Genomic DNA, 26258 nt, shown 5'->3' with positions numbered 1-26258 from the left:
CCACCCAGCAACAGCATCAGATCGACGTGCGACCGAATGCACTCTGCCAGTCGTGCTCGAACTTCGCCACGGCAGCATCAACGGCCGGAGAGCTAATCATCTGCTGAGCGACATCCAGCGGTAGCGTGATGGACTCGCAGCCCGCCAGCAGGCAGTCCAGAGCCTGGCGCGGCGTTTTGAAACTGGCTGCCAGTACTTTGGCGTGCGGGGCATGCATTTTCAGTAAGGTCTGCAGGTCGGTCACAGTCTGAATGCCGTCCCCTCCCTGCGCATCCACGCGGTTAACGTAGGGTGCTACGTATTCCGCCCCCGCCAGCGCAGCTAATAGCCCTTGAGCGGCACCGTATACCGCGGTACCCAGTGTTGGGATCCCCTCTTCTTTCAGCAATTTAATGGCCGTCAGACCTTCGGCCGTAACCGGCACCTTAACTACGATATCCGCGATGATTGCCCGCAGTTTACGCGCATCGCTGACCATTCCTTCGGCGGTTGTCGCCATTACCTGAGCAAACAGACGTCCTTGCCCTCCCATCGCTTCCTGCAATTGCGGCAGTAACACGTCCAGCGTCTGCTTACCTGCGGCTACAATACTTGGGTTCGTGGTCACCCCTGCCAGCGGAAAAACGCGCGCCAGCGCTTTTACCGCGGCAACGTCAGACGTATCTAAATAGAGTTCCATAACCTTTCCTCAAACGAATAATTAGCATGAATAAAAGGTAGCACGGCGAAACCTCACGGTTAGTTGACGCACGTCAATATAACTTTCATTCGAAAGTAATTTAATCTTTATACGAAAGAAATGAGGCCGCTTATGATTTTCAATATCCAGCGCTATTCCACACATGATGGTCCCGGGATCCGTACCGTGGTGTTCCTTAAGGGATGCTCCCTGGGCTGCCGGTGGTGCCAAAACCCGGAAAGCCGCGCCCGCACGCAGGACCTGCTCTATGACGCACGTTTGTGCCTCGAGGGTTGCGATCTCTGTGCTCAGGCGGCACCGGAGGTGATTGAACGGGCGCTGAGCGGATTGTTGATTCATCGCGAAAAACTGACCGATGACGCGCTTACCGCGCTGACCCACTGCTGTCCAACGCAGGCACTGACCGTCTGCGGAGAGATAAAAAGCGTGGATGAAATCATGGCAACCGTTTTGCGTGACAAACCGTTTTACGACCGCAGCGGAGGGGGCCTCACCTTGTCCGGCGGCGAACCGTTCATGCAGCCAGAGCTGGCGGCAGCATTGCTCAAAGCCAGCCACGATGCCGGTATTCATACGGCGGTAGAAACGTGTCTGCACGTTCCGTGGAAGTATATTGAACCATCATTACCAAACGTCGATCTGTTCCTGGCCGATTTAAAACATGTGGCCGACGCTCCGTTTAAACAGTGGACCGATGGGCGTGCCTCTCGCGTACTGGAAAATCTAAAAAAACTGGCCGCCGCTGGTAAAAAAATGATCATCCGCGTACCGCTGATTCAGGGATTCAACGCTGACGAAGCCGCTATTCAGGCCATTACCGATTTTGCTGCCGACGAGCTTCACGTCGGTGAGATCCATTTTTTGCCCTACCACACCCTGGGCATCAACAAATACCACTTACTCAGTCAACCCTACAACGCACCGGATAAACCGCTTGATGCGCCTGCGCTGCTCGAATTTGCCCAGCAGTACGCCAGCCTTAAAGGTTTAACCGCGACCCTACGAGGATAATCGCCATGACCATTCTGAAACTGGACACACTCAGCGACCGTATCAAAGCGCATAAAACGGCCCTGATCCACATCGTGAAGCCGCCGGTTTGTACCGAGCGCGCCCAGCACTATACCGAGATGTACCAGCAGCATCTGGATAAACCCATCCCGGTACGCCGCGCGCTGGCGCTGGCCCATCATCTGGCGGAACGTACCATCTGGATCAAGCATGACGAGTTGATTATTGGTAACCAGGCGAGCGAAGTACGTGCCGCGCCTATCTTCCCGGAATACACCGTCTCCTGGATTGAAAAAGAGATCGATGACCTCGCCGATAGGCCGGGCGCAGGCTTTGCGGTAAGTGAGGAGAATAAACGCGTATTGCACGAGGTGTGTCCGTGGTGGCGTGGTCAGACCGTGCAAGATCGCTGCTACGGGATGTTCACCGACGAGCAGAAGGGACTGCTGGAAACCGGCATTATCAAAGCCGAAGGCAACATGACCTCCGGCGACGCCCACCTGGCGGTAAACTTCCCGCTGCTGCTGGAAAAAGGTCTCGACGGCCTGCGCCATAAAGTCGATGAACGTCGCTCCCGCATCAATCTGACTTGTCTGGAAGACCTCCATGGCGATCAGTTCCTGAAGGCGATTGATATCGTGCTGGAGGCCGTCAGTCTGCACATTGAGCGCTTTGCCACGCTGGCACGTAAAATGGCGTCCACAGAAACTCGCGCCAGCCGTCGTGATGAACTGCTGGCCATGGCGGAAAACTGCGATGTGATCGCCCATGAGCCGCCAAAAACGTTCTGGCAGGCGCTGCAACTGTGCTATTTCATTCAGTTGATCCTGCAAATTGAATCTAACGGTCACTCGGTGTCGTTTGGTCGCATGGATCAGTACCTCTATCCGTTCTATCGTCGTGACGTAGAACTAAACCAGAGCCTCGATCGCGAGCACGCCATTGAGCTGCTGCACAGCTGCTGGCTGAAACTGCTGGAAGTGAACAAAATCCGTTCCGGCTCCCATTCGAAAGCATCAGCGGGCAGCCCGCTGTACCAGAACGTAACCATTGGTGGTCAAAACCTGGTTAACTGTCAGGCGATGGATGCCGTCAACCCGCTCTCCTATGCGATCCTGGAATCCTGCGGCCGTCTGCGTTCTACGCAGCCCAACCTGAGCGTGCGTTATCACGCAGGGATGAGTAATGACTTCCTGGATGCCTGCGTGCAGGTGATCCGCTGCGGCTTCGGAATGCCAGCTTTTAACAACGACGAAATCGTCATCCCGGAATTCATTAAGCTTGGCATTGAACCGCAGGACGCCTACGACTATGCGGCCATTGGTTGCATCGAAACCGCCGTTGGCGGCAAATGGGGCTATCGCTGCACCGGCATGAGCTTTATTAACTTTGCCCGCGTGATGCTGGCGGCGCTGGAAGGTGGTCGTGATGCCACCAGCGGCAAAGTATTCCTGCCACAGGAAAAAGCGTTCTCGGCCGGTAACTTCAACAATTTCGACGAAGTAATGGATGCCTGGGATACACAGATTCGCTACTACACACGTAAATCTATCGAAATCGAGTATGTCGTCGACACCATGCTGGAAGAGAACGTACACGATATTCTGTGCTCCGCGCTGGTAGACGACTGCATTGAGCGCGCGAAAAGCATTAAGCAAGGCGGCGCGAAGTATGACTGGGTATCTGGTTTGCAGGTGGGTATCGCCAACCTCGGCAATAGCCTGGCGGCAGTGAAGAAACTGGTCTTCGATCAAGGCGTTATCGGCCAGCAGCAATTGGCTGCGGCACTGGCTGATGATTTTGACGGTCTGACTCACGAGCAATTACGCCAACGACTAATCAACGGCGCGCCGAAGTACGGCAACGATGACGATTCCGTTGATACGCTGCTGGCCCGCGCTTATCAGACTTATATCGATGAACTGAAACAGTATCATAATCCACGTTACGGTCGTGGTCCGGTTGGCGGCAATTACTACGCCGGGACCTCGTCTATCTCCGCAAACGTCCCGTTTGGCGCCGCAACAATGGCAACGCCGGATGGTCGTAAGGCGCACACCCCGCTGGCGGAAGGCGCAAGCCCGGCATCCGGGACGGACCATCTTGGCCCTACGGCGGTAATTGGCTCGGTGGGTAAACTACCGACCGGTTCAATCCTCGGTGGCGTGTTGTTAAACCAGAAGCTGAACCCAGCCACGCTGGAGAATGAATCGGATAAGCAAAAGCTGATGATCCTGCTGCGTACCTTCTTTGAAGAACACAAAGGCTGGCATATTCAGTACAACATTGTCTCGCGTGAAACGCTGCTGGAAGCCAAAAAACACCCGGATCAGTACCGTGACCTGGTGGTCCGTGTAGCAGGTTATTCCGCCTTCTTCACCGCGCTGTCTCCGGATGCGCAGGACGATATCATCGCGCGTACTGAACATATGCTGTAAGCAATATTGTCGGCCGGAGAAGGCGTTCACGCCGCCATCCGGCACGCTACCCTCCCCATTGCCGGATGCGCTGACGCTTATCCGGCCTACAACGGCTCTCCCCTTAGCCGGGTAAGGCGAAGCTACCACCCGGCTTTTTACTTTCATTCGAAATTAAATTTGTGCTACAGGTCACATTGTTATTAGAATGTTTCTGGTTGCAGTTATAAGCCAGGAGCATATATGACCATCAAAGTTATCGTCACCGATATGGACGGAACTTTTCTCGACGACGCCAAGCAATACGATCGTACACGTTTTATGGCGCAGTATCAGGAACTGAAAAAACGAGATATTGAATTTGTCGTGGCCAGCGGCAACCAATATTACCAGTTGATCTCCTTTTTCCCGGAGCTCAAAGATGAGATCTCTTTTGTCGCCGAGAACGGGGCATTGGTCTTTGAACATGGCAAACAGCTGTTTCACGGCGAGCTGACCCGCCACGAATCCCGAATTGTCATTGGCGAACTGCTAAAAGATAAACAGCTCAACTTTGTAGCTTGCGGCCTGCAAAGCGCTTACGTTAGCGAAAATGCCCCAGAGTCCTTTGTCGCGTTGATGTCAAAACACTACCATCGCCTGAAACCCGTGAAGGATTATCAGGACATCGACGATGTGCTTTTCAAATTCTCGCTGAACTTACCGGACCAACAGATCCCTTTAGTTATCGATCACCTTCATTCTGCCCTTGACGGCATTATGAAGCCCGTTACCAGCGGCTTTGGGTTTATCGACCTGATCATTCCAGGTTTACATAAAGCCAACGGAATCAGCCGGCTGCTAAAGCGCTGGAACCTGTCACCGCAAAACGTGGTCGCCATTGGCGATAGCGGCAACGATGCGGAAATGTTGAAAATGGCGCACTACTCTTTCGCTATGGCCAACGCGGCAGAGAGTATCAAAGCGATTGCCCGCTATCAGACCGACGACAATAACCATCAGGGCGCGCTGAACGTGATTCAGGCGGCGCTGGATAACTCTTCGCCTTTTAACGTCTAATCCTGCCAACCGGGGTATCCCTTATCCCGGTTTTCACTCTTTTTCTATTTTGTTCACTCCATCAAGTTTTAAACTTGCGTTAACTAAATTTTAACTTATATTATCACCTGTAAGTTAATTTAGTTTCGAATGAAAGTTAATGCGAGGTGGTTATGGCTTTTACCTTTACCAGCGACACGTTGCCCGTCGATCACAAAGCGACAATCCGACAGATGAAACAGCAACTGCGTGAACAGCTTGGAGATGTTCAGTTGATTTTCAATCAGTTGAGCGATGCCATTGCCAATCGCGTGGCGGAAATCAACGCCTTCAAAGCGCAAGGTGCGCCGGTTTGGCCAGTGTTGTCCTATGCGGATATCAAAGCGGGTCGCGTGAGTGCAGAGCAGCGTGAAGAAATTAAGCGTCGTGGATGCGCGGTGATTAAAGGCCATTTCCCTCGTGAACAGGCCCTGGGTTGGGATCGTTCAATGCTGGATTATCTGGACCGCAACCATTTTGACGACGTTTACAAAGGACCGGGCGATAATTTCTTCGGCACCCTGAGCGCATCGCGGCCTGAAATCTACCCCATCTACTGGTCCCAGGCGCAGATGCAGGCCCGTCAGAGTGAAGAAATGGCCAATGCACAGTCGTTCCTTAATCGTCTCTGGACGTTTACAAGCGAAGGGAAACAATGGTTTAACCCGGATGTCAGCGTCATCTATCCTGACCGCATTCGTCGTCGCCCGCCGGGAACGACGTCCAAAGGGCTGGGCGCACACACCGATTCCGGTGCGCTGGAACGCTGGCTTCTTCCGGCATATCAACAGGTCTTTGCTAATGTTTTCAACGGTAATCTGGAAGATTACGATCCATGGCAGGCGGCACATCGCACCGAGGTAGAAGAGTACACGGTGGATAACACCACCAAATGTTCAGTCTTCCGTACCTTCCAGGGCTGGACTGCACTGTCCGATATGCTGCCGGGTCAGGGATTGTTGCACGTAGTCCCTATCCCTGAAGCGATGGCGTATGTGCTGTTACGCCCCTTGCTTGACGATGTGCCGGAAGATGAACTTTGCGGCGTCGCGCCCGGCAGAGTCTTGCCGATTTCCGCACAATGGCATCCGCTGCTGATTGAAGCGTTAACCAGCATTCCGCAACTTGACGCTGGAGACTCCGTCTGGTGGCATTGTGACGTTATTCACTCCGTCGCCCCGGTAGAAAATCAGCAGGGCTGGGGCAATGTGATGTACATCCCTGCCGCACCGATGTGTGAAAAGAATCTGGCTTATGCCCACAAAGTGAAGGCTGCACTGGAAAAAGGCGCGTCGCCGGGTGATTTCCCGCGTGAGGATTATGAAACTAACTGGGAAGGACGCTTCACGCTGGAGGATTTGAATATCCACGGTAAACGCGCGCTGGGGATGACTTAATCTTTATATCCCCTTTTCCCTAAGTATCTCGTGTTACAGGCGCAGCCATCACACCTGTAACACGAAAGAGAACGGGAAATTAGCCGTCAATACCTTTACTACGCAGGTAATCTTCGTAGTTACCGGTGAAGTCGATCACACGCTCCGGCGTAATTTCAATCACACGGGTTGCCAGCGAGCTGACGAACTCACGGTCGTGAGAAACGAAGATCAGCGTGCCCTGGTACATTTCCAGCGCCATGTTCAGCGACTCGATAGATTCCATATCCAGGTGGTTGGTTGGTTCATCCATAACCAGGATATTCGGTTTCTGCATCATCAGCTTACCGAACAACATGCGTCCTTTTTCACCACCGGAGAGCACTTTTGCAGGTTTCTTGATATCGTCCTGGCTGAACAGCAGACGGCCAAGGAAGCTGCGCACAACCTGCTCATCATCGCCTTCTTGTTTCCACTGGCTCATCCATTCGAATACGGTTAGATCGTTTTCGAATTCGTATTCATGATCCTGCGCGTAGTAACCGACCTGGGCGTTTTCAGACCACTTAACGGTACCGTTGTCCGGCTGTAAATCGCCGACCAACGTTTTCAGCATGGTGGATTTACCCACGCCGTTGGCACCAATGATGGCAACCTTCTCCCCCACTTCCAGCAGCAGGTTGAAGTTTTTAAACAGCGGGCCTTCATCAAAACCTTTCGCCAACGCTTCCACTTCCAGCGCGTTACGGAACAGTTTCTTATCCTGTTCGAAGCGGATGAACGGGTTCTGACGGCTGGACGCTTTCACTTCGTCGAGCTTGATCTTATCAATCTGACGCGCACGAGAAGTCGCCTGTCGAGATTTAGACGCGTTGGCGCTAAAGCGGCTGACGAAGGATTGCAGATCGGCAATCTGTGCTTTCTTCTTGGCGTTATCGGCCAGCAGACGTTCACGCGCCTGGGTTGCCGCCGTCATATATTCGTCGTAGTTACCCGGATAAACGCGCAGTTCGCCGTAGTCCAGATCCGCCATATGCGTGCAGACCATGTTCAGGAAGTGACGGTCGTGCGAAATGATGATCATGGTGCTGTCACGCTCGTTCAGCGTCTGCTCCAGCCAGCGGATGGTGTCGATATCCAGGTTGTTCGTTGGTTCGTCGAGCAGCAGGATGTCCGGGTTAGAGAACAGCGCCTGTGCCAGAAGTACACGCAGCTTCCAGCCCGGCGCGACTTCGCTCATCGGGCCGTAATGCTGTTCTACCGGAATACCGACGCCCAGCAGCAGTTCACCCGCACGCGCTTCCGCAGAGTAACCGTCCATTTCGCCATACTGAACTTCGAGGTCAGCAACTTTGTAGCCATCTTCTTCGCTCATCTCAGCCAGGGCGTAGATGCGATCGCGCTCCTGCTTCACTTCCCACAGTTCGCCGTGACCCATGATCACGGTGTCAAGCACGGTGAACTCTTCAAAGGCGAACTGATCCTGACGCAGCTTACCGATGCGCTCATTCGGATCGAGGGAAACGTTGCCCAGCGTCGGTTCGAGGTCGCCGCCGAGAATTTTCATAAAAGTAGATTTACCGCTACCGTTCGCGCCAATCAGGCCGTAACGGTTGCCGCCGCCAAATTTGACGGAAATATTTTCAAACAGCGGCTTACTGCCGAACTGCATGGTGACGTTGCTGGAAACTAACACTGGCGTATCCTGAAAGAGAAAGAAATATGTGACAAACCGCTTATTATGCCATAAGTCTGCAATAAGATCGCCCCCTGATGCTGAAGGGCTAAAGTGCGAGTAAAAGGAAAAAAATGTGATTTAGTACACATCCGAATTCCTTGTTGCTCAGATTGCACATATAATGCGTGCCCAACACTACATAAATCTCAACCCACTAGCCTGCCTGGCACTGAATCTCGCATACATGAACATGAATATGAAATTAACAACGCTTTTCGCGGCGGCACTCGCAATAGTTGGTTTTTGTAATACCGCTTCTGCCGTCACGTACCCACTGCCTACCGATGGCAGTCGTTTGATTGGCCAAAACCAGGTCATCACGATTCCTGAAGGTAACACCCAACCGCTGGAATATTTTGCGGCGGAGTATCAGATGGGTCTGTCTAACATGCTGGAAGCCAACCCTGGCGTGGATACCTTCCTGCCGAAAGGCGGCACCGTGTTGAACATTCCTCAGCAGTTGATCCTGCCGGATACCGTGCATGAAGGTATTGTTATCAACAGCGCGGAAATGCGTCTGTACTACTACCCGAAAGGCACCAACACCGTCATTGTTCTGCCGATCGGTATCGGCCAGTTGGGTAAAGACACGCCAATCAATTGGACCACCAAAGTAGAACGTAAAAAAGCGGGTCCAACCTGGACGCCTACAGCGAAAATGCATGCGGAATACCGCGCCGCGGGCGAACCACTGCCAGCCGTTGTTCCGGCAGGTCCGGATAACCCGATGGGGCTGTACGCGCTGTATATCGGTCGCCTGTACGCTATCCACGGCACCAATGCTAACTTCGGTGTCGGCTTACGTGTCAGCCATGGTTGCGTGCGTCTGCGTAACGACGACATCAAATTCCTGTTTGAAAACGTGCCGGTCGGCACCCGCGTACAGTTTATCGATGAGCCGGTAAAAGCCACCACCGAACCAGACGGCAGCCGTTACATCGAGGTACACAACCCACTGTCTACCACTGAAGCACAGTTCGAAGGCGGGGAAATCGTACCGATTACGCTGAACAAGAGCATTACCAGCATCACCGGTCAGTCTGACGTCGATCAGGCCGTCGTTGAGCAGGCGGTACAGAACCGTTCAGGTATGCCGGTTCGTCTGAACTAAGCATCAAAAAATGCCGGATGGCGGTTTTCGCCTTATCCGGCCTACAGATTAAGTACGCCCGATAAGCAAAGCGCCATCGGGCGTACTCCTCACATCATCTGCAACAAACCATACCCTACCAGTCCCGCCCATATCAGCATCGGCACCGAATACCAATGAAAACGCCACCAGATGCGTCGGTCGTTTGCCATCCGTAAGGCAATAAGATTCGCCAGCGATCCCGGCAACAGACCAAAGCCGCCCACATTAACCGCCCAGGCCAGCAACAGCGTTGGCGGGACGTAGTTCAGCAGCAAAATCGTACTGGGAACATTACTGATAAACTGCGACAGACCAATGGCGGTCAACCAAAGCCCCGGCGCTGAAAGCGTACCAATCTGGTGGGTTATCCCCTGCAAGGCCGGGAGCTGCGTCAGCAAGTGCACATCAATGAACATCGCCATAAATACCAACAGCAGCGTCCAGTCCACACTGAGGATCACACGACGCGCAAGCACGATGAACCCCGCCGCCACAATCGCCAGCCCCCACAGCTCCTGCTTGAATTCCAGTGCTGCCAAAAAGATCATATACAGCACCAGACAGCTCCATACCAGGCGCGGTTGCCAGTCAGGCGCGCGCGTACCAGTATGATAATGCAAAGCTTTATGCGGGAAACTGAACCAGCACAGCACCACCAGCGTCAGCATCATCGCCCCCGCGAGCGGTGCCATTTGCCAGGTAAACGCGGTAAACGATAAGCCTGAGCGTCCCCACATCAGAATATTTTGCGGGTTACCTATTGGCGTGAGCAACGATCCGGCGTTTACCGCCAGCGCCTCAAAGATAATCAGGCGATTCACCGGAATGGCGCACAATTTTTTCAGGGTGATAGTCAGCGGAACAACAATAAACAGCGCAACATCGTTGGTCAGAAACGTCGACAGTAGCGCCGCGGCCAGCACCATAAATATCGCCAATTGACGTTCTGTTTTGAAGCGGCGGGTCATCTTACGCCCTAACACATCGAAGTAACCGCTTAGCTCCACGCCTTTGGTCAGTAACATCAGGCCGCTAAGCGTGATAATCGTGTGCCAGTCAATCGCCCCCACCCACGACCGGGGCGCAAATGGCGTAAACAGGCTCAGTACAACCCCGACGATGATTAACAACTGGAAAAAACGATCGCGCTGTAAGGCGCGTAATAAAGGAAAACTCATTCAGAGCCTATTCCTTGTTGTTGCGTAAACCGGCTAAAAGCCTCCAGCGTTTCCTTACTGACGTGGTGCTCCATTCCCTCAGCGTCGCGACGGGCGATTTCCGGGCTGATACCTAACATCAACAGGAAATTCTCCACAATCTGATGACGCTCCCGACTCTCCTGAGCCAGTCGCTCTCCTTCTGCGGTTAAAAACACGCCTCGCCAGGGGATCATTTCAATCAACCCGACTGAAGCAAGACGCTTAAGCATTTTAGCAACCGTCGGCTGGGAAACCCCAAGCCGCGCGGCCATATCTACCTGGCGCGCTTCACCCACCTCAATAATGAGATCGGAAATCAGCTCTACGTAGTCATCAATCAGCTCACGGCGATGCGCCTCCCGGACCTGACGAAATCCTTCAACGTGTTCTTCGACATTCACCAATTGCGTCACTTTTTTTGTTGTTGGCGTACCTGCGCGACGACTCATTCTGCTTCCTCGTTACTGTGACGCGTTAACGGCATCTGATTAGAGAGCGCTCATTGTAAACCAGAGTTGCGTGGGCACAAAAAATTAACGTTTTAGCAATAGCTATATAATATAGCCTGTGCTATATCTGTATATAATAAAGACATCCCTCAAGGACTGATGGGATCGTGAAGTCAGGAGGTTCATATGAATGAATTTAAGAGGTGTATACGCGTGTTTAGCCACTCCCCCTTTAAAGTACGGTTAATGCTGATCTCTATGCTGTGCGACATGATTAACAGCAAACCAGAGCAGAATAAACCTTCAGAAAAATAATGCGGCGTCGCGGTACGCCGCTTCATTTTCCTGCCGTCATTCGGGTACGGTGGTGGTTTTCGTCTCAATAACCCTTCTTTTTGTCAGTTTTGCCACGTCCCTCGCAAAACAATTTCTTTGTAGTAGTTGACCTTCTCCTGCGCACACTCTATCTTTTCGCAGCCCTGCGTATATTGCGGCTCGCGGATGCGGACCCTATCCCTCTCCTCGCTCTCTCAGGCAGGCAATGACCCTTAGCGCCAGGGTAAGCACATGGCGTTTTTGTAACAGTGGCATATGAATTTAACCCTCAAAGATTCAATCATTGCTCGTAGCCGGGCGATTAGTCCGTGGACTGGCCTCTATTTCTTACAGTCACTACTGATCAACCTTGCGCTGGGCTATCCGCTTAGCCTGCTCTATAGCGTTGCTTTCACCTGTATATTGATGCTGCTATGGCGTAGCGCGCCGCGCGCGCAGAAAGTGCTGATTGGCATTTGCTCGCTCATTGCAGCAATGTACTTTCCGTTCGGCCAGGCTTACGGTTCGCCGAACTTCAATACCTTGCTTGCGCTGCACTCAACCAATATGGAAGAGTCTACCGAAATCCTGACCATCTTCCCCTGGTACAGTTATCTGGTTGGGGTATTTATTTTCGCCCTTGGCGTTATCGCCGTACGCCGTAAAAAAGATGTGCAGCAGCGCGGCTGGAACAAGTTCGACAGCGTTTGTTTGCTGTTCAGCGTTGTCGCGTTCTTTGTGACCCCGGTGCAAAACCTGGCCTGGGGCGGCGTGTTCAAGCTAAAAGACACTGGCTATCCGGTTTTCCGTTTTGCCAAGGATGTTATCGTCAATAACAACGAAGTGCTCGACGAACAAGAGCGTATGGCGAAGCTGTCGAGCGTGAAAGACAGTTGGACGGTAACCGCCGTGAAGCCGAAGTATCACACCTACGTCGTGGTGATCGGCGAAAGCGCCCGCCGCGATGCGTTAGGCGCGTTTGGCGGCCACTGGGACAACACCCCGTTTGCCAGTTCCGTTAACGGCTACATCTTCGCGGATTACATCGCCGCCAGCGGTTCGACGCAAAAATCACTCGGCCTGACGCTGAACCGGGTGGTCGACAATAAGCCCCAGTTCCAGGATAACTTTGTCACCCTGGCCAACCGCGCTGGATTCCAGACGTGGTGGTTCTCCAATCAGGGACAAATTGGTGAATACGATACGGCCATTGCCAGCATTGCAAAACGCGCTGATGAAGTTCAGTTCCTCAAAAGCGGTGATTTCGAAGCGGATAAAAACACCCGTGATGAAGCGCTGTTGAAGATGACCGCCCAGGTACTGGCAACCGAGCGCACTCAACCACAGCTCATCGTGCTGCATTTAATGGGCTCGCATCCTCAGGCCTGCGATCGTACGCAGGGTAAATACGAAACCTTCGTCCAGTCAAAAGAGACGTCCTGCTACCTGTACACCATGACGCAGACGGATGACCTGCTGCGCCAGCTTTACGATCAGTTACGTAACAGCGGTAACAGCTTCTCGATGGTCTATTTCTCCGATCATGGTCTCGCGTTTAAAGAGCGGGGAAAAGAGGTACAGTACCTGGCGCATGACGATCAATTCCAGCAAAATTTCCAGGTGCCTTTCATGGTGCTGTCGAGCGATGATAAAGCACATCGGGTGATTAAAGCCCGGCGCTCGGCGAATGATTTCCTCAGCTTTTTCTCGCAGTGGACGGGGATCAGCGCAAAAGAAATTACCAACAGCTACCGCTTTATCTCCGAGAAAAAAGCCGGTCCGGTCTACATCACCAACTTCAAATTGCAGAAGGTGGACTACAACCATCTGGGTACCGATATTTTCTCAACTAAGTAAGACTTTGTAGACCGGATAAGAATTTTGCCGCCCCCTGCAAATTGCCTGATGGCGACGCTGCGCGTCTTATCAGGCCTACAACGATATTCTGTCCTGCATTACGCGCAAAAAAAATCCGCCCCAAGAGGCGGATTCTTCATATCACCGAAGTGATTAGAAGCGGTAACCCACGCCAGCGATCCAGGTGCCAACGTCAACGCTACGAATACGGCTCTGCTCGTAGGAGAAGTCCAGAGCAACGTTTTCGATCGGGTTGAACTGCAGACCAGCACCGTAAGAGAAACCGTAGTCGCTGGTGGTGTGGTTGTCAGCCGGGGATGCTGCGTTCTGGAATTTACCGTAACCAACACCCACTACACCGTAGATGCTCGCCCAGTCGTTCAGACGGTAAGCCGGACCAGCAGTGATGCCGTAGTACTGGGTTTTGTTGTAGTCGCCAGAAGCATCGGTACGATCTTTTTCAGTGTAAGTGAAGGAACCGATAACACCCAGCGGGTTGTTGTCCTGCTCGTAGCGATACTTCAGGTTGAAACCGTTCATTTTGTTCGCTGCGCCCTGAGCATCGCTCTGAGCGTAACCACCGGTAACGGTAGAAGTAGCAGCTACAGCAGTACCTGCGGAGAAAGCCAGAACAGCGGCCAGTGCTGAAAGACATGCAATTTTTTTCATAACCACCTCAAATGTGCTTCAAGTAAATCTTAAGTTTTAAATATACCAAAAATTGATGGGAAACTCTTTGCGATTCGCGATGTCTAATGGGGTCTTTCATGTAACAGAACATTTCAGAAACCCGCTATCTCTTTCAATTAACATCACTTTTCTAACGTAAAATGCCATTATTGCGCGCACAACATGGCACATTCATCCAGATTAATCCTAATCACACAGATTATTAATCCATCATTTTCATGCCATTGTACGGAACTGAGCAATTTTTTTTTCAACGAATACTCAACCAGTTGAGCGTATTTCCATTACACTCGCTGTTTTACTTTTCTATACATAAAGTCATCCGCGCCGTCGCAAAGCTGTAACGTCGCACAGATGAAGGCGTGTAATCATCATTTGACAGGAGAAAGGATGCCGGGGTCGTTACGTAAAGCGCCAGTTTGGTTGCCTATTTTGGTTTTGCTTATTGCTATGTCCTCCATTCAAAGCGGAGCATCTCTGGCGAAATCGCTGTTCCCGCTTGTCGGCGCGCCGGGCGTTACCGCATTGCGTCTTGCGCTGGGCACGCTCATCCTTATCGCCTTCTTTAAACCCTGGCGCTTGCGATTCGCCAAAGAACAGCGCCTGCCGCTGCTGTTTTATGGTCTGTCCCTGGGTGGGATGAACTATCTCTTCTACCTGTCAATCCAGACCGTCCCGCTGGGAATTGCCGTGGCGCTGGAGTTTACCGGCCCGCTCGCGGTAGCACTGTTTTCATCCCGACGTCCGGTGGACTTCATTTGGGTGGCACTGGCGGTGCTCGGGCTGTGGTTCCTGCTGCCGTTAGGTCAGGACGTTTCTCATGTGGATTTAACCGGTGCCGCGCTGGCGCTGGGGGCTGGCGCCTGCTGGGCAATCTACATTCTTACCGGGCAGCGTGCTGGCGCGGAACATGGTCCGGCGACCGTTGCGGTAGGGTCATTAATTGCGGCGCTGGTTTTTGTCCCCATCGGCGCGATCCAGGCGGGAGATGCCCTGTGGCACTGGTCCATTCTGCCGTTAGGCCTCGCCATTGCGGTCCTCTCCACTGCGCTACCCTACTCGCTGGAGATGATTGCATTGACGCGACTTCCAACGCGCACTTTTGGGACACTAATGAGCATGGAGCCAGCACTGGCTGCGGTCTCCGGAATGATCTTCCTGGGTGAAACGCTGACGCTTATCCAGACGCTGGCACTTGGCGCCATTATCATCGCATCAATGGGCTCTACACTTACTATTCGCAAAGAGCCGCAAATTAAGCAAGTCGACGTGAATTAACGCCTTAATATTCTGCATGGTTTGCATAATCATGCAGAATATCCAATTGTAAATCTGCGTGATAATTATTCTAATAAATATATTTTTCTCATCCGCATATTTCTTTTACCTTTTCACATTAACATAAAAATAACATTGCGCTGCCAAAACACATCATATCACAATGATTTTACTCACTATTTAATACCCACCCCGCTCTTCACTATTAAAGTGATAGGCAACACCGGAAAAACAAATCCAAATTTAGCGCTATACTTAATCCCGTTGAAGAGCTGGGACATAAATATCAAGAGGATATGAAAATATGAGTACCGCAAAATTGGTAAAAACAAAAGCATCTGCCCTCCTATATACCCGCAACGATGTGACAGATAGCGAAAAGAAAGCGACCGTAGAGCTGCTGAATCAGCAAGTGATCCAGTTCATTGACCTGTCATTGATCACTAAACAGGCTCACTGGAACATGCGCGGCGCGAATTTTATTGCCGTACATGAAATGCTGGATGGCTTCCGTACAGCCCTGACCGATCACCTCGACACCATGGCTGAACGCGCCGTACAGTTGGGCGGTGTGGCACTGGGTACAACCCAGGTGATTAACAGCAAAACACCACTGAAAAGCTACCCGCTGGATATCCATAGCGTACAAGACCACTTAAAAGAGCTGGCCGATCGTTATGCCGTCGTCGCAAACAGCGTACGTAAAGCCATTAGCGAAGCAAAAGACGAAGATACAGCAGATATCTTCACCGCTGCGTCACGCGATCTCGACAAATTCCTGTGGTTTATCGAAGCCAACATTGAATAACAGCAAATATAAGAATTACCTATATAACCCTCGCCCTGGCGGGGGTTTTGCACATCTATGGTGCATTACATTGATCATTCATTACTCCAAAGTAAATTAATTGTAATAATCGCCTCACACAATCGTTAACGAAAGATTGTTTTATCAACAATTTTTACGCTAAATAGTCATACCGTTTGCACAGTGTCAGGCGCGCACCAAATGAGTGCCCCAAAATAGTGCAGATTGCCCGCTTTGCCCTACTTATTGTGCAGTGAAACAAGACAGCGTCCTGTTAAAACAATGAGTTGCAAAATTGGCACGATTTTTTCATTAAGCCATATGTTCTCGCAGGGGATCGCCCCGTGGATATAAAAGGAAATCCTATGAAGTCTGTATTAAAAGTTTCACTGGCTGCACTTACCCTGGCTTTTGCGGTGTCCTCCCATGCCGCAGATAAAAAACTGGTTGTCGCAACCGACACCGCGTTTGTCCCGTTCGAATTCAAACAGGGTGACAAATACGTTGGTTTTGATGTGGATCTGTGGGCTGCCGTGGCCAAAGAACTGAAGCTGGATTATGAACTGAAACCAATGGATTTCAGCGGCATCATCCCGGCTCTGCAAACCAAAAATATCGACCTGGCGCTGGCAGGTATCACCATCACCGATGAACGTAAAAAAGCGATCGACTTCTCTGACGGCTACTACAAAAGCGGTCTGTTAGTGATGGTCAAAGCAAATAATAACGACGTGAAAAGTGTGAAAGACCTGGACGGCAAAGTTGTCGCTGTGAAGAGCGGTACGGGTTCCGTTGATTATGCGAAAGCTAACATCAAAACCAAAGACCTGCGTCAGTTCCCAAATATCGATAACGCGTATATGGAACTGGGCACCAACCGCGCAGATGCCGTGCTGCACGACACGCCAAACATTCTTTACTTCATCAAAACCGCGGGTAACGGCCAGTTCAAAGCGGTAGGCGAATCCCTGGAAGCCCAGCAGTACGGTATCGCCTTCCCGAAAGGCAGCGATGAACTGCGTGAGAAAGTGAACGGCGCGCTGAAAACGCTGAAAGAGAACGGCACGTACAACGAAATCTACAAAAAATGGTTCGGTACTGAACCTAAATAATAACAGATAGCGTTGCTCGGAGGCACAATGCTTACCGGGCCAACGCCTGGATTTTTGAGACCTGTAGGCCGGATAAGCGCACAGCGTATCCGGCGAAACGGGCATTTGAATATTTACACCACGGTAACAGGAACGACATATGCAGTTTGACTGGAGTGCCATCTGGCCCGCCATCCCGCTTTTGATTGAAGGCGCCAAAATGACCCTGTGGATTTCGGTCCTCGGTCTGGCTGGCGGTCTGGTAATCGGGCTTGCAGCGGGATTTGCGCGTACTTTCGGCGGTTGGATAGCCAACCACGTAGCGCTGGTTTTTATCGAAGTCATTCGCGGTACGCCAATCGTTGTGCAGGTGATGTTTATTTACTTCGCCCTGCCTATGGCATTTAACGATTTACGCATTGATCCTTTTAGCGCCGCCGTTGTCACCATCATGATCAACTCCGGGGCCTATATTGCGGAAATCACCCGCGGTGCGGTGCTCTCGATCCATAAAGGATTCAGCGAAGCCGGGCTGGCGCTTGGACTTTCACGCACAGAGACTATTCGCCACGTTATTTTACCTCTCGCGCTGCGTCGTATGCTGCCGCCGCTGGGCAACCAGTGGATCATCAGCATTAAAGATACCTCGCTGTTTATTGTCATTGGCGTCGCTGAACTGACCCGTCAGGGCCAGGAAATCATTGCCGGTAACTTCCGCGCACTGGAAATCTGGAGCGCCGTTGCGGTGTTCTATCTGATCATTACGCTGGTGCTGAGCTTCATTCTGCGTCGTCTGGAAAGAAGGATGAAAATCCTGTGATTGAATTTAAAAACGTTTCTAAGCACTTTGGTCCAACTCAGGTGCTGCACAATATTGACCTGAACATTCAGCAAGGCGAAGTGGTGGTGATTATCGGGCCGTCCGGATCCGGGAAATCTACGCTGCTGCGCTGCATTAACAAACTGGAAGAGATTACCTCTGGCGATTTGATCGTCGATGGTCTGAAAGTAAACGATCCGAAGGTAGACGAGCGGTTAATCCGTCAGGAAGCCGGGATGGTATTTCAACAGTTCTACCTGTTCCCGCATCTGACGGCGCTGGAAAACGTCATGTTCGGCCCGCAGCGCGTACGCGGGGCGAATAAAGAACAGGCCGAAAAACTGGCGAAAGAGCTGCTGGCGAAAGTCGGTCTGGCAGAACGTGCGCATCACTATCCTTCTGAACTGTCCGGTGGTCAACAACAGCGTGTGGCTATCGCCCGTGCGCTGGCAGTGAAACCGAAAATGATGCTGTTTGATGAGCCAACCTCAGCGCTGGACCCGGAACTGCGTCATGAGGTTCTGAAAGTTATGCAGGATCTGGCGGAAGAAGGGATGACCATGGTGATAGTGACCCACGAAATCGGCTTTGCCGAAAAAGTGGCTTCACGCCTGATTTTCATCGATAAGGGACGTATTGCCGAAGACGGTAATCCGCAGGCCCTGATTGAAAATCCGCCCAGCCAACGTTTACAGGAATTCTTGCAGCACGTCTCCTGATAGCTCTGCCTCCCTTCATCCGAAGGGAGGTTTTTCACCAGATTCCTCTCATTTCAATTCTCTCCCGCCCTGACATCTATACTTATCCTTTTGAATTTATTTTCTCATGGGAGGAGTCATGCGCTGGATCCTGTTCATCTTTGTTTGTCTGCTGAGTATTCCGGCTCAGGCGGTGACGATCCCTGGCGTCACCACGCCAACGTCAACCAATACGCAAACCGCGCCGGCGAAAGAGCCGGATGTTGAACAGAAGAAAGCAGCCTACGGCGCTCTGGCGGATGTGCTGGAAAATGACGCTTCACGTCAGGAACTGATCGATCAGTTACGCAAAGTGGCGACAGCCCCCCCTGCCGAGCCGGTGCCAACCATTGTCCCGCCCACGTTAACGGAAGAAAAAACGGTGCTGGAAAACGTCACAGATGTCACCCGCCACTACGGTGAGGCGCTCTCCAGCCGCTTTGCCCAGCTTTACCGCAATATCACCGATGCACCGCACAAGAGCTTTAACCCACAAACATTCACCAATGCCCTGACCCATTTTTTAATGCTGGCGGCGTCAGTGTTCGGTTTTTTCTGGCTGATTCGCCTGTGCGCGCTGCCGCTGTATCGCAAAATGGGGCAATGGGCACGACGGAAAAACCGCGAGCGCAGCAACTGGCTCCAGCTTCCAGCGATGATCGTCGGCGCATTCATTATCGATTTGCTGCTGCTGGCGCTGACATTGTTTGTCGGGCAGATACTGAGCGACAGAATGAACGCCGGCAGTCGCACCATCGCCTTTCAGCAAAGCCTGTTTCTCAATGCCTTCGCCCTGATTGAATTCTTCAAAGCCATTCTGCGGCTGATATTTTGCCCAATGGTGGCCGAACTGCGCCCGTTTAACATTCAGGATGCCGGTGCACGCTACTGGAATCGCCGTTTGAGCTCATTGAGCAGCCTGATTGGTTACGGACTGATTGTTGCCGTTCCCATTATCTCCAATCAGGTCAATGTGCAGGTTGGCGCGATGGCAAACGTCATCATCATGCTGTGTATCACGCTATGGGCGCTGTACCTGATTTTCAGAAACAAGAAAGAGATAACGCAGCATTTACAGAATCTGGCGGAAAGGTCATTAGCTTTTTTCAGCCTGTTTATCCGCGCCTTTGCGTTAGTATGGCATTGGCTGGCCAGCGCCTATTTCATTGTGCTGTTTTTCTTCTCGCTGTTTGATCCGGGCAACAGCCTGAAATTCATGATGGGCGCTACGCTACGCAGCCTGGTAATCATTGGAATTGCCGCCTTTGTATCCGGCATGCTTTCCCGCTGGATAGCCAAAACGATTACCCTTTCGCCACACACCCAGCGCAGCTATCCGGAACTACAAAAGCGGCTGAATGGCTGGCTGTCGACGGCGTTAAGCGTGGCTAGGATCCTGACGGTATGCGTTGCGGTGATGCTGCTCTTGAATGCCTGGGGACTGTTCGACTTCTGGAACTGGCTGCATTACGGCGCAGGAGAAAAAACGGTGGATATTCTGATCCGTATCGCGTTGATTTTATTCTTCTCCGCCATCGGTTGGACGATCCTTGCCAGCCTGATTGAAAATCGTCTGGCTTCCGATATTCATGGCCGCCCGCTTCCCAGCGCCCGTACCCGTACTTTGCTGACGCTGTTTCGCAATGCGCTGGCGGTGATCATCAGCACGATCACCATCATGATTGTGCTGTCAGAAATTGGCGTCAATATCGCCCCCTTACTGGCCGGAGCCGGGGCGCTGGGGCTGGCTATCTCTTTCGGCTCGCAAACGCTGGTAAAAGATATTATTACCGGGATCTTTATTCAGTTCGAAAATGGCATGAACACCGGCGATTTAGTGACCATTGGTCCACTCACCGGTACGGTTGAACGGATGTCCATCCGCTCTGTGGGCGTACGTCAGGACACCGGGGCGTACCATATCATTCCCTGGTCATCGATAACGACCTTCGCCAACTTTGTGCGTGGGATTGGATCGGTCGTCGCCAATTATGACGTAGACCGTCATGAGGATGCGGATAAAGCAAATCAGGCGTTGAAAGACGCGGTTGCTGCGGTGATGGAAAAAGAAGATATCCGTGGGCTTATTATCGGCGAGCCGTCGTTTGCCGGGATCGTGGGGTTAACGAATACGGCTTTCACGCTACGGGTCTCGTTTACCACCTTGCCGCTGAAGCAGTGGACGGTACGTTTCGCGCTTGACAGCCAGGTGAAGAAATACTTCGATTTGGCCAACATACGCGCCCCGGTACAGACGTATCAGGTCTTGCCTGCACCGGTGAATGGCCCTGTATCGACGGCAAGCGAACCGCTGCCGCCAACCGAGCCCACGCTTTAGCGTTTACGCGCCATAAAACGTCGGCGCTGATCGTTATCCATAAAGGTCCAGGCAATAAAGCGGCTCTGCTTTTGCCCCTGGGCCATCTCTTTCTTGACGACTTTCACCGCGCCCGCATCCGTTAATGCATGGTACAGCGGCGGCAAATTCTCACCGCGCGAAACCAGCGTGGTGAACCACATCACCTGACGTCCAAAGGCCTGGCTTTCGGCGATCATTTTTTTGATGAACGCCACTTCGCCGCCTTCACACCACAGCTCCTGCTGCTGTCCACCAAAATTCAGCGCATCATCTTTATCCTGGCCCAGGTTACGGCGCTTGCGCTCGCTTCCGGCGCGGGCTGAGGCCGCAGAATCATGGAATGGCGGGTTACACAATGTGGCTTCATACTGCTCATTTTTGTGAATGATACCGTTGAAGATTGCCGTAGCATCTTTCTGACGACGCAGACGAATCGCACGGGTTAACCCCGGATTAGCGGTTACAATCGCCTGAGCGCTGTTAAACGCTTCGCTACTGGTCTCACTACCGGTGAATCGCCAGCCGTATTCATGCACGCCGATCAGCGGGTAGATACAGTTGGCCCCTACGCCCACGTCCAGTACGCTCGCATTTGCCGGAATGGTTCCGTTGGTTTCCCCCAACAGGTCAGCCAGATGATGAATATAGTCAGCGCGACCAGGAACTGGCGGGCACAGAAAACCGTCTGGAATATCCCAGTGCTTCACCGCATAAAAATGCGCCAGCAACGCTTTATTGAGCGCCTTCACTGCCTGCGGGTTTGCGAAATCAACACTCTGCTCTCCGCCGGGCGTGAGGGTGAGAAATTGCGTCAGTTCAGGTGTAACCTGGCATAAAGTCGCAAGATCATAACGGCCATTGTGGCGGTTGCGTGGGTGTAATCCCGGTTTCTGGGCGGACATAGCATTCTCCTTTTAACAGCGGCGTAAGATACCCGCATAACGCCACGCGGTAAACACACACAACAAGGAAATTTGATTTTTTACGCTTGTTTATCGCCTTGCCAATCGTTCAAAAAACAGACAGTTCATCACCAGTTTTTTGCGGTAAATGTCCTGTGCTGACGACCTAAACTTATCAGGCACACCTGTTGTTTTTCAGAGGATATCACCATGAAGAAATGCCTCACATTACTTGCCGCTACCGTACTTGCCGGCATGACATTTGCCACCTTTGCCGCACAGCCTTACACCAGCCCAGCTACCGGTCAGCTCCAAGCTTCCGGTACAGTATCCGCTACCGGTGCAACTAACCTGAGCGACCTCGAAGACAAGCTAGCAGAGAAAGCGAAAGAGCAAGGTGCAAAAGGCTTTGTCGTTAATTCTGCAGGCGGTAAAAATCAGATGTACGGCACCGCAACTATCTATAAGTAACCCCCCTTCCTTAGCACAACTGCATTCATCCCGAATGCAGTTTTCTGTGCGCTGTGCACGTCATTCATCGTTTAGATTGCAATCAATATGTTGGAATTTTGAGTCCAATGTAAATAAATGTATTTATTTTTGAATTAATGAATGCTAAAAAGTCGCACTGATTAATAATGCTTATCAAAATCATTATCAATTACATGTTCATTTGCACGAGGCCTGCAGGGTATAACATCCACAGAGATGTCCCTTCGTGCGAGTGAAACTCGTCCACTCAAAAAATAATAAGTCGCTCATTAACATGGATAAAAATCGCAACTTGCCGTCCAGTAGTTTTCACTCACTGACTTTTTTTGCCGGTCTGTGTATTGGCCTGTCTCCGGTAGCTCAGGCTATCGCCGCAGACGATCAGGATAAAAAACAAGAAGATACGCTGGTCGTTGAGGCTGCCAAACCTTCGCTGTACGCCCCAACGCAGTCTGCCGACCCTAAATTCTCCCGCCCGGTGGCGGATACAACCCGCACCATGACGGTGATTTCTGAGCAGGTGATTAAGGATCAAGGCGCAACAAATCTGACCGATGCGCTGAAAAACGTACCGGGTGTTGGCGCATTTTTCGCGGGTGAGAACGGTAACTCCACCACCGGAGATGCGGTTTATATGCGTGGTGCGGATACCTCGAATAGTATTTATATCGACGGTATTCGTGATATTGGCAGCGTTACGCGCGACACCTTCAATACTGAACAGGTCGAAGTGATCAAAGGCCCTTCCGGCACCGACTATGGACGTAGCGCGCCGACGGGTTCCATCAATATGATCAGCAAACAGCCGCGCACCGACTCAGGGATCGATGCGTCGGCCAGCGTCGGTAGCGCCTGGTTCCGCCGTGGTACGCTGGACATTAGCCAGGTTATAGGCGAGACCACCGCCGCACGTTTGAACCTGATGGGTGAAAAAACGCATGATGCCGGTCGCGATAACGTTAAAAATGAACGTTACGGTGTAGCCCCCTCTCTCGCTTTTGGCTTAGGTACTGAAAACCGACTGTATCTGAACTATCTGCATGTCACCCAGCACAACACACCGGATGGCGGCATCCCCACTATCGGCCTGCCGGGATATTCCGCGCCTTCTGCGGGGACTTCCGCACTGAACCATTCAGGTAAAGTGGATACGCATAACTTCTACGGTACCAGCTCGGATTACGACGATTCGATGACCGATACCGCAACGATGCGTTTTGAACATGACCTGAACGACAGCACCACTATTCGCAACACCACCCGCTGGTCACGCATCAAACAGGATTACCTGATGACGGCGGTAATGGGCGGCGCGTCGAACATCACGCAACCCACCAGCAGCGTCGACACCTGGACATGGTCACGTCTGGCAAATACCAAAGATGTCAGCAATAAGATCCTGACCAACCAGACTAACCTGACCTCAAAGTTTTACACCGGATCCATCGGTCACGACATCAGTACCGGCGTGGAGCTAACGCGCGAAACGCAAACCAACTATGGCGTAACCCCGATCACCCCGCCGCCGGTGAATATCTATCACCCCGACAGCAATGTGAATATCGGCGGCTTATCTCATAACGGCGCTAACGCCAATGGGCAAACCGACACCTTCGGCGTATACGCTTTTGATACGCTACAAATTACCCGTGAGTTTGAGCTGAACGGTGGTATTCGCCTCGACAATTACCGCACTGAATATGACAGCGCCACCGCATGCGGCGCTTCCGGTCGCGGTGCTGTCAAGTGTCCGGCAGGCATTGCCAAAGGTACACCGGTCACGACCGTGGATACCGCCAAATCAGGCAATCTGGTGAACTGGAAAGCAGGCGCGCTGTATCATCTGACCGAAAACGGTAACGTGTACATCAACTATGCCGTTTCTCAGCAACCGCCAGGCGGCAGCAACTTTGCCCTCGCTCAGGGCGGCAGCGGTAATAGTGCGAACCGCACCGATTTCAAACCGCAAAAAGCGAAAACCAGCGAGATCGGTACCAAATGGGAGGTGCTGGATAAGCGTCTGCTGTTAACCGCCGCAATTTTCCGCACGGATATTGAGAATGAGGTTGAGCAGAACGACGACGGAACATATTCCCAGTACGGAGAGAAACGCGTTGAAGGCTACGAGCTCTCGGTAGCAGGCAACATCACCCCCGCATGGCAGATTATTGGGGGTTACACCCAGCAACGCGCTACCATCCACAGTGGCAAAAACGTTGCTCAGGATGGATCTTCTTCCCTGCCATACACACCGGAACATGCGTTCACGCTGTGGAACCAGTACCAGGCGACCGATGATATTTCCATTGGCGCGGGCGCTCGCTACGTGGGCAGTATGCATCGCGGTTCCGACGGTGCGGTGGGGACGCCATCCTACACTGAAGGTTACTGGGTCGCCGACGCCAAATTGGGTTATCGCGTGAGTCGCAATCTCGATTTCCAGCTAAACGTCTATAACCTGTTCGACACCGATTATGTATCCTCTATTAACAAGAGCGGATACCGTTACCATCCGGGCGAGCCAAGAACCTTCCTGCTGACCGCCAATATGCATTTCTGATTCATCATGTGGGGCGTAAGCCCCACTTTCAGGAGAAACACTGATGATGTACCACATTCCCGGCGTTTTGTCGGCTCAGGATGTAGCCTGGTTTCGCGAACAACTTGACGCTGCCGACTGGGTTGATGGCCGTGCAACCACTGGCGCTCAGGGCGCACAGGTTAAAAACAACCAGCAGGTGAATACGCAAAGTGCGCGTTACGGCGTTTTACAACAGGCGGTCCAAACTGCAGTGAATAACAGCGCGCTTTTCTTCACCGCCGCATTACCGAAAACGCTCTCCACACCGCTATTTAATCGTTACCAGGACAACGAGACCTATGGTTTCCACGTTGATGGCGCGGTGCGTAGCCATCCGGAAAGCGGCTGGATGCGCACAGACCTCTCCGCCACTTTATTCCTGAGCAATCCCGACGACTATGAGGGAGGAGAGTTGCTGGTCAATGATACCTACGGTCAGCATGCGGTAAAACTGCCGGCAGGCGATCTGGTGCTTTACCCTTCCAGCAGCTTGCACTGCGTCACGCCGGTGACCCGAGGGGCTCGCGTGGCATCCTTTATGTGGATCCAGTCGATGGTCCGTGACGACAAAAATCGCGCCATGCTTTTTGAACTGGATAAAAACATTCAATCCCTGAAGGTTCGCCATGGAGAAAGTAGCGAGATCCTGTCATTACTTAATCTCTACCATAACCTGCTGCGCGAATGGTCTGAAATCTGATACTGCTGGCGCATGGGCGTTTTTCAGCCATCACCTTCGCTATACTTAGTCTGTAGACATTGGTAGGAGGTACACATGGCATCCGGATGGGCGAATGATGACGCTGTTAACGAACAGATCAACAATACTATTGAAGATGCTGTTGCCCGCGCCCGCGGTGAGTTACCGACGGGAGAAAGTCTGTATGAATGCGAAGAATGCGGCAATCCTATCCCTCAGGCCAGACGTGAGGCGGTGCCCGGCGTACGCTTGTGCATCGCCTGCCAACAGGATAAAGATTCACATAGCGCTTCATTTTCAGGATATAATCGCAGAGGTTCGAAAGACAGCCAGCTACGCTGACCCTTCTTTACCAAAAGTTTCAGCGCATACGATTTCCTTTACGAGCACGCTTTTTTGTACTCTGTGTAGCAAAATGTGCCGTTGTCGGTTTCTCTGTAAAGCGTAATGACAAGAACTGTAAATCCCTCGTTTGAATTTATTAATATTCAATAAGTTATTTGTCATTCAATTTTTTTGATTGATGTCG

23 protein-coding genes are annotated in these 26258 nt (G+C 52.0%); 17 read left to right on the top strand and 6 right to left on the bottom strand.

What is annotated here, in order from left to right; translation table 11 throughout:
• Nucleotides 1–16: 16 nt before the first annotated feature.
• Nucleotides 17–679 carry a fructose-6-phosphate aldolase gene (gene fsa, locus E1B03_RS09325; protein WP_133086093.1) on the bottom strand — a complete coding sequence of 221 codons (663 nt, stop codon included), beginning with the start codon at nucleotides 677–679 and terminating at the stop codon, nucleotides 17–19.
• Nucleotides 680–811: 132 nt separating this feature from the next.
• Between fsa and E1B03_RS09320 the strand changes: the two genes are divergently transcribed.
• From E1B03_RS09320 to E1B03_RS09305, 4 genes are all read left to right on the top strand, one after another.
• Nucleotides 812–1711, top strand: coding sequence for a glycyl-radical enzyme activating protein (locus tag E1B03_RS09320; RefSeq protein ID WP_103768894.1), 900 nt, complete (start codon nucleotides 812–814; stop codon nucleotides 1709–1711).
• Between the two features lie 5 nt (nucleotides 1712–1716).
• On the top strand, nucleotides 1717–4149 hold the full coding sequence (locus E1B03_RS09315) for a glycyl radical protein (RefSeq protein ID WP_133086092.1): 2433 nt from the start codon (nucleotides 1717–1719) through the stop codon (nucleotides 4147–4149).
• A gap of 222 nt (nucleotides 4150–4371) precedes the next feature.
• A complete protein-coding gene (locus tag E1B03_RS09310; protein WP_103768892.1) occupies nucleotides 4372–5187 on the top strand; it encodes a Cof-type HAD-IIB family hydrolase in 816 nt (271 codons plus the stop codon).
• A 152-nt stretch (nucleotides 5188–5339) separates the two neighbouring features.
• The gene (locus E1B03_RS09305) at nucleotides 5340–6602 is read left to right on the top strand and encodes a DUF1479 domain-containing protein (RefSeq protein WP_133086091.1); all 1263 of its coding nucleotides are present in this window, start codon (nucleotides 5340–5342) and stop codon (nucleotides 6600–6602) included.
• A 79-nt stretch (nucleotides 6603–6681) separates the two neighbouring features.
• Here the strand turns inward: E1B03_RS09305 and E1B03_RS09300 are convergent, their stop codons facing one another.
• Nucleotides 6682–8277, bottom strand: a complete 1596-nt coding sequence (locus E1B03_RS09300; RefSeq protein WP_103768890.1) for an ABC-F family ATPase — start codon at nucleotides 8275–8277, stop codon at nucleotides 6682–6684.
• A 232-nt stretch (nucleotides 8278–8509) separates the two neighbouring features.
• Between E1B03_RS09300 and ldtB the strand changes: the two genes are divergently transcribed.
• Entirely contained in the window at nucleotides 8510–9430 is a 921-nt protein-coding gene (gene ldtB / locus E1B03_RS09295) for a L,D-transpeptidase (protein WP_003035268.1), read from the top strand.
• An 89-nt stretch (nucleotides 9431–9519) separates the two neighbouring features.
• Here the strand turns inward: ldtB and E1B03_RS09290 are convergent, their stop codons facing one another.
• Nucleotides 9520–10629 (bottom strand): anion transporter, encoded by a 1110-nt coding sequence (locus E1B03_RS09290; RefSeq protein ID WP_133086090.1) that lies wholly within the window; start codon nucleotides 10627–10629, stop codon nucleotides 9520–9522.
• Nucleotides 10626–11099 carry a manganese-binding transcriptional regulator MntR gene (gene mntR / locus E1B03_RS09285; protein WP_133086089.1) on the bottom strand — a complete coding sequence of 158 codons (474 nt, stop codon included), beginning with the start codon at nucleotides 11097–11099 and terminating at the stop codon, nucleotides 10626–10628. Before mntR ends, E1B03_RS09290 begins: the two co-directional genes overlap by 4 nt.
• Before the next feature lie 186 nt (nucleotides 11100–11285).
• On the opposite strand from mntR, the gene mntS reads away from it, so the two are divergent.
• Complete coding sequence (gene mntS / locus E1B03_RS09280) at nucleotides 11286–11414, top strand: manganase accumulation protein MntS (protein WP_060682501.1); 129 nt, start codon at nucleotides 11286–11288, stop codon at nucleotides 11412–11414.
• A 276-nt stretch (nucleotides 11415–11690) separates the two neighbouring features.
• A complete protein-coding gene (locus E1B03_RS09275; protein ID WP_103768888.1) occupies nucleotides 11691–13271 on the top strand; it encodes a phosphoethanolamine transferase in 1581 nt (526 codons plus the stop codon).
• Nucleotides 13272–13424: 153 nt separating this feature from the next.
• Here the strand turns inward: E1B03_RS09275 and ompX are convergent, their stop codons facing one another.
• The gene (gene ompX, locus E1B03_RS09270; protein WP_003035257.1) at nucleotides 13425–13940 is read right to left on the bottom strand and encodes an outer membrane protein OmpX; all 516 of its coding nucleotides are present in this window, start codon (nucleotides 13938–13940) and stop codon (nucleotides 13425–13427) included.
• A 411-nt stretch (nucleotides 13941–14351) separates the two neighbouring features.
• On the opposite strand from ompX, the gene rhtA reads away from it, so the two are divergent.
• The 6 genes from rhtA (at nucleotide 14352) to ybiO (ending at nucleotide 21033) form a co-directional block, all read left to right on the top strand.
• Nucleotides 14352–15239: a threonine/homoserine exporter RhtA gene (gene rhtA / locus E1B03_RS09265; RefSeq protein WP_133086088.1), complete on the top strand. Its 888-nt coding sequence runs from the start codon at nucleotides 14352–14354 to the stop codon at nucleotides 15237–15239.
• A gap of 304 nt (nucleotides 15240–15543) precedes the next feature.
• Nucleotides 15544–16047, top strand: a complete 504-nt coding sequence (gene dps, locus E1B03_RS09260; RefSeq protein ID WP_006685362.1) for a DNA starvation/stationary phase protection protein Dps — start codon at nucleotides 15544–15546, stop codon at nucleotides 16045–16047.
• Between the two features lie 365 nt (nucleotides 16048–16412).
• Nucleotides 16413–17159, top strand: coding sequence for a glutamine ABC transporter substrate-binding protein GlnH (glnH, locus tag E1B03_RS09255; protein WP_016152370.1), 747 nt, complete (start codon nucleotides 16413–16415; stop codon nucleotides 17157–17159).
• A 139-nt stretch (nucleotides 17160–17298) separates the two neighbouring features.
• A complete protein-coding gene (gene glnP, locus E1B03_RS09250; RefSeq protein WP_043015695.1) occupies nucleotides 17299–17958 on the top strand; it encodes a glutamine ABC transporter permease GlnP in 660 nt (219 codons plus the stop codon).
• Nucleotides 17955–18677 (top strand): glutamine ABC transporter ATP-binding protein GlnQ, encoded by a 723-nt coding sequence (gene glnQ / locus E1B03_RS09245; RefSeq protein WP_003035246.1) that lies wholly within the window; start codon nucleotides 17955–17957, stop codon nucleotides 18675–18677. The genes glnP and glnQ overlap by 4 nt, the downstream gene beginning before the upstream one ends.
• 118 nt (nucleotides 18678–18795) lie before the next feature.
• Nucleotides 18796–21033 carry a mechanosensitive channel protein gene (ybiO, locus tag E1B03_RS09240; RefSeq protein ID WP_133086087.1) on the top strand — a complete coding sequence of 746 codons (2238 nt, stop codon included), beginning with the start codon at nucleotides 18796–18798 and terminating at the stop codon, nucleotides 21031–21033.
• Here the strand turns inward: ybiO and rlmF are convergent.
• Complete coding sequence (gene rlmF, locus E1B03_RS09235; protein ID WP_103768885.1) at nucleotides 21030–21956, bottom strand: 23S rRNA (adenine(1618)-N(6))-methyltransferase RlmF; 927 nt, start codon at nucleotides 21954–21956, stop codon at nucleotides 21030–21032. The two genes, ybiO and rlmF, sit on opposite strands and share 4 nt — an antisense overlap.
• A gap of 210 nt (nucleotides 21957–22166) precedes the next feature.
• Between rlmF and mcbA the strand changes: the two genes are divergently transcribed.
• The 4 genes from mcbA (at nucleotide 22167) to E1B03_RS09215 (ending at nucleotide 26071) form a co-directional block, all read left to right on the top strand.
• Nucleotides 22167–22427, top strand: a complete 261-nt coding sequence (mcbA, locus tag E1B03_RS09230; RefSeq protein ID WP_103768884.1) for a DUF1471 family periplasmic protein McbA — start codon at nucleotides 22167–22169, stop codon at nucleotides 22425–22427.
• A 295-nt stretch (nucleotides 22428–22722) separates the two neighbouring features.
• Nucleotides 22723–25008 (top strand): catecholate siderophore receptor Fiu, encoded by a 2286-nt coding sequence (locus E1B03_RS09225; RefSeq protein WP_133086086.1) that lies wholly within the window; start codon nucleotides 22723–22725, stop codon nucleotides 25006–25008.
• A gap of 43 nt (nucleotides 25009–25051) precedes the next feature.
• Entirely contained in the window at nucleotides 25052–25729 is a 678-nt protein-coding gene (gene ybiX / locus E1B03_RS09220; protein ID WP_103768883.1) for a PKHD-type hydroxylase YbiX, read from the top strand.
• Between the two features lie 75 nt (nucleotides 25730–25804).
• Nucleotides 25805–26071: a DksA/TraR family C4-type zinc finger protein gene (locus tag E1B03_RS09215; protein ID WP_103768882.1), complete on the top strand. Its 267-nt coding sequence runs from the start codon at nucleotides 25805–25807 to the stop codon at nucleotides 26069–26071.
• Nucleotides 26072–26258: the final 187 nt, after the last annotated feature.

The sequence above is a fragment of the Citrobacter arsenatis genome, assembly GCF_004353845.1.
Classification (GTDB): Bacteria; Pseudomonadota; Gammaproteobacteria; order Enterobacterales; family Enterobacteriaceae; genus Citrobacter; species Citrobacter arsenatis.
This window is presented reverse-complemented; position numbering and strand designations above follow the sequence as displayed.

Bases quoted from the DNA above. Each gene is read 5' to 3' on its own strand.
- fsa (WP_133086093.1), bottom strand. From the start codon at position 679: ATGGAACTCTATTTAGATACGTCTGACGTTGCCGCGGTAAAAGCGCTG.
- E1B03_RS09320 (WP_103768894.1), top strand. From the start codon at position 812: ATGATTTTCAATATCCAGCGCTATTCCACACATGATGGTCCCGGGATC.
- E1B03_RS09315 (WP_133086092.1), top strand. From the start codon at position 1,717: ATGACCATTCTGAAACTGGACACACTCAGCGACCGTATCAAAGCGCAT.
- E1B03_RS09310 (WP_103768892.1), top strand. From the start codon at position 4,372: ATGACCATCAAAGTTATCGTCACCGATATGGACGGAACTTTTCTCGAC.
- E1B03_RS09305 (WP_133086091.1), top strand. From the start codon at position 5,340: ATGGCTTTTACCTTTACCAGCGACACGTTGCCCGTCGATCACAAAGCG.
- ldtB (WP_003035268.1), top strand. From the start codon at position 8,510: ATGAATATGAAATTAACAACGCTTTTCGCGGCGGCACTCGCAATAGTT.
- E1B03_RS09290 (WP_133086090.1), bottom strand. From the start codon at position 10,629: ATGAGTTTTCCTTTATTACGCGCCTTACAGCGCGATCGTTTTTTCCAG.
- mntR (WP_133086089.1), bottom strand. From the start codon at position 11,099: ATGAGTCGTCGCGCAGGTACGCCAACAACAAAAAAAGTGACGCAATTG.
- mntS (WP_060682501.1), top strand. From the start codon at position 11,286: ATGAATGAATTTAAGAGGTGTATACGCGTGTTTAGCCACTCCCCCTTT.
- E1B03_RS09275 (WP_103768888.1), top strand. From the start codon at position 11,691: ATGAATTTAACCCTCAAAGATTCAATCATTGCTCGTAGCCGGGCGATT.
- ompX (WP_003035257.1), bottom strand. From the start codon at position 13,940: ATGAAAAAAATTGCATGTCTTTCAGCACTGGCCGCTGTTCTGGCTTTC.
- rhtA (WP_133086088.1), top strand. From the start codon at position 14,352: ATGCCGGGGTCGTTACGTAAAGCGCCAGTTTGGTTGCCTATTTTGGTT.
- dps (WP_006685362.1), top strand. From the start codon at position 15,544: ATGAGTACCGCAAAATTGGTAAAAACAAAAGCATCTGCCCTCCTATAT.
- glnH (WP_016152370.1), top strand. From the start codon at position 16,413: ATGAAGTCTGTATTAAAAGTTTCACTGGCTGCACTTACCCTGGCTTTT.
- glnP (WP_043015695.1), top strand. From the start codon at position 17,299: ATGCAGTTTGACTGGAGTGCCATCTGGCCCGCCATCCCGCTTTTGATT.
- ybiO (WP_133086087.1), top strand. From the start codon at position 18,796: ATGCGCTGGATCCTGTTCATCTTTGTTTGTCTGCTGAGTATTCCGGCT.
- rlmF (WP_103768885.1), bottom strand. From the start codon at position 21,956: ATGTCCGCCCAGAAACCGGGATTACACCCACGCAACCGCCACAATGGC.
- mcbA (WP_103768884.1), top strand. From the start codon at position 22,167: ATGAAGAAATGCCTCACATTACTTGCCGCTACCGTACTTGCCGGCATG.
- E1B03_RS09225 (WP_133086086.1), top strand. From the start codon at position 22,723: ATGGATAAAAATCGCAACTTGCCGTCCAGTAGTTTTCACTCACTGACT.
- ybiX (WP_103768883.1), top strand. From the start codon at position 25,052: ATGATGTACCACATTCCCGGCGTTTTGTCGGCTCAGGATGTAGCCTGG.
- E1B03_RS09215 (WP_103768882.1), top strand. From the start codon at position 25,805: ATGGCATCCGGATGGGCGAATGATGACGCTGTTAACGAACAGATCAAC.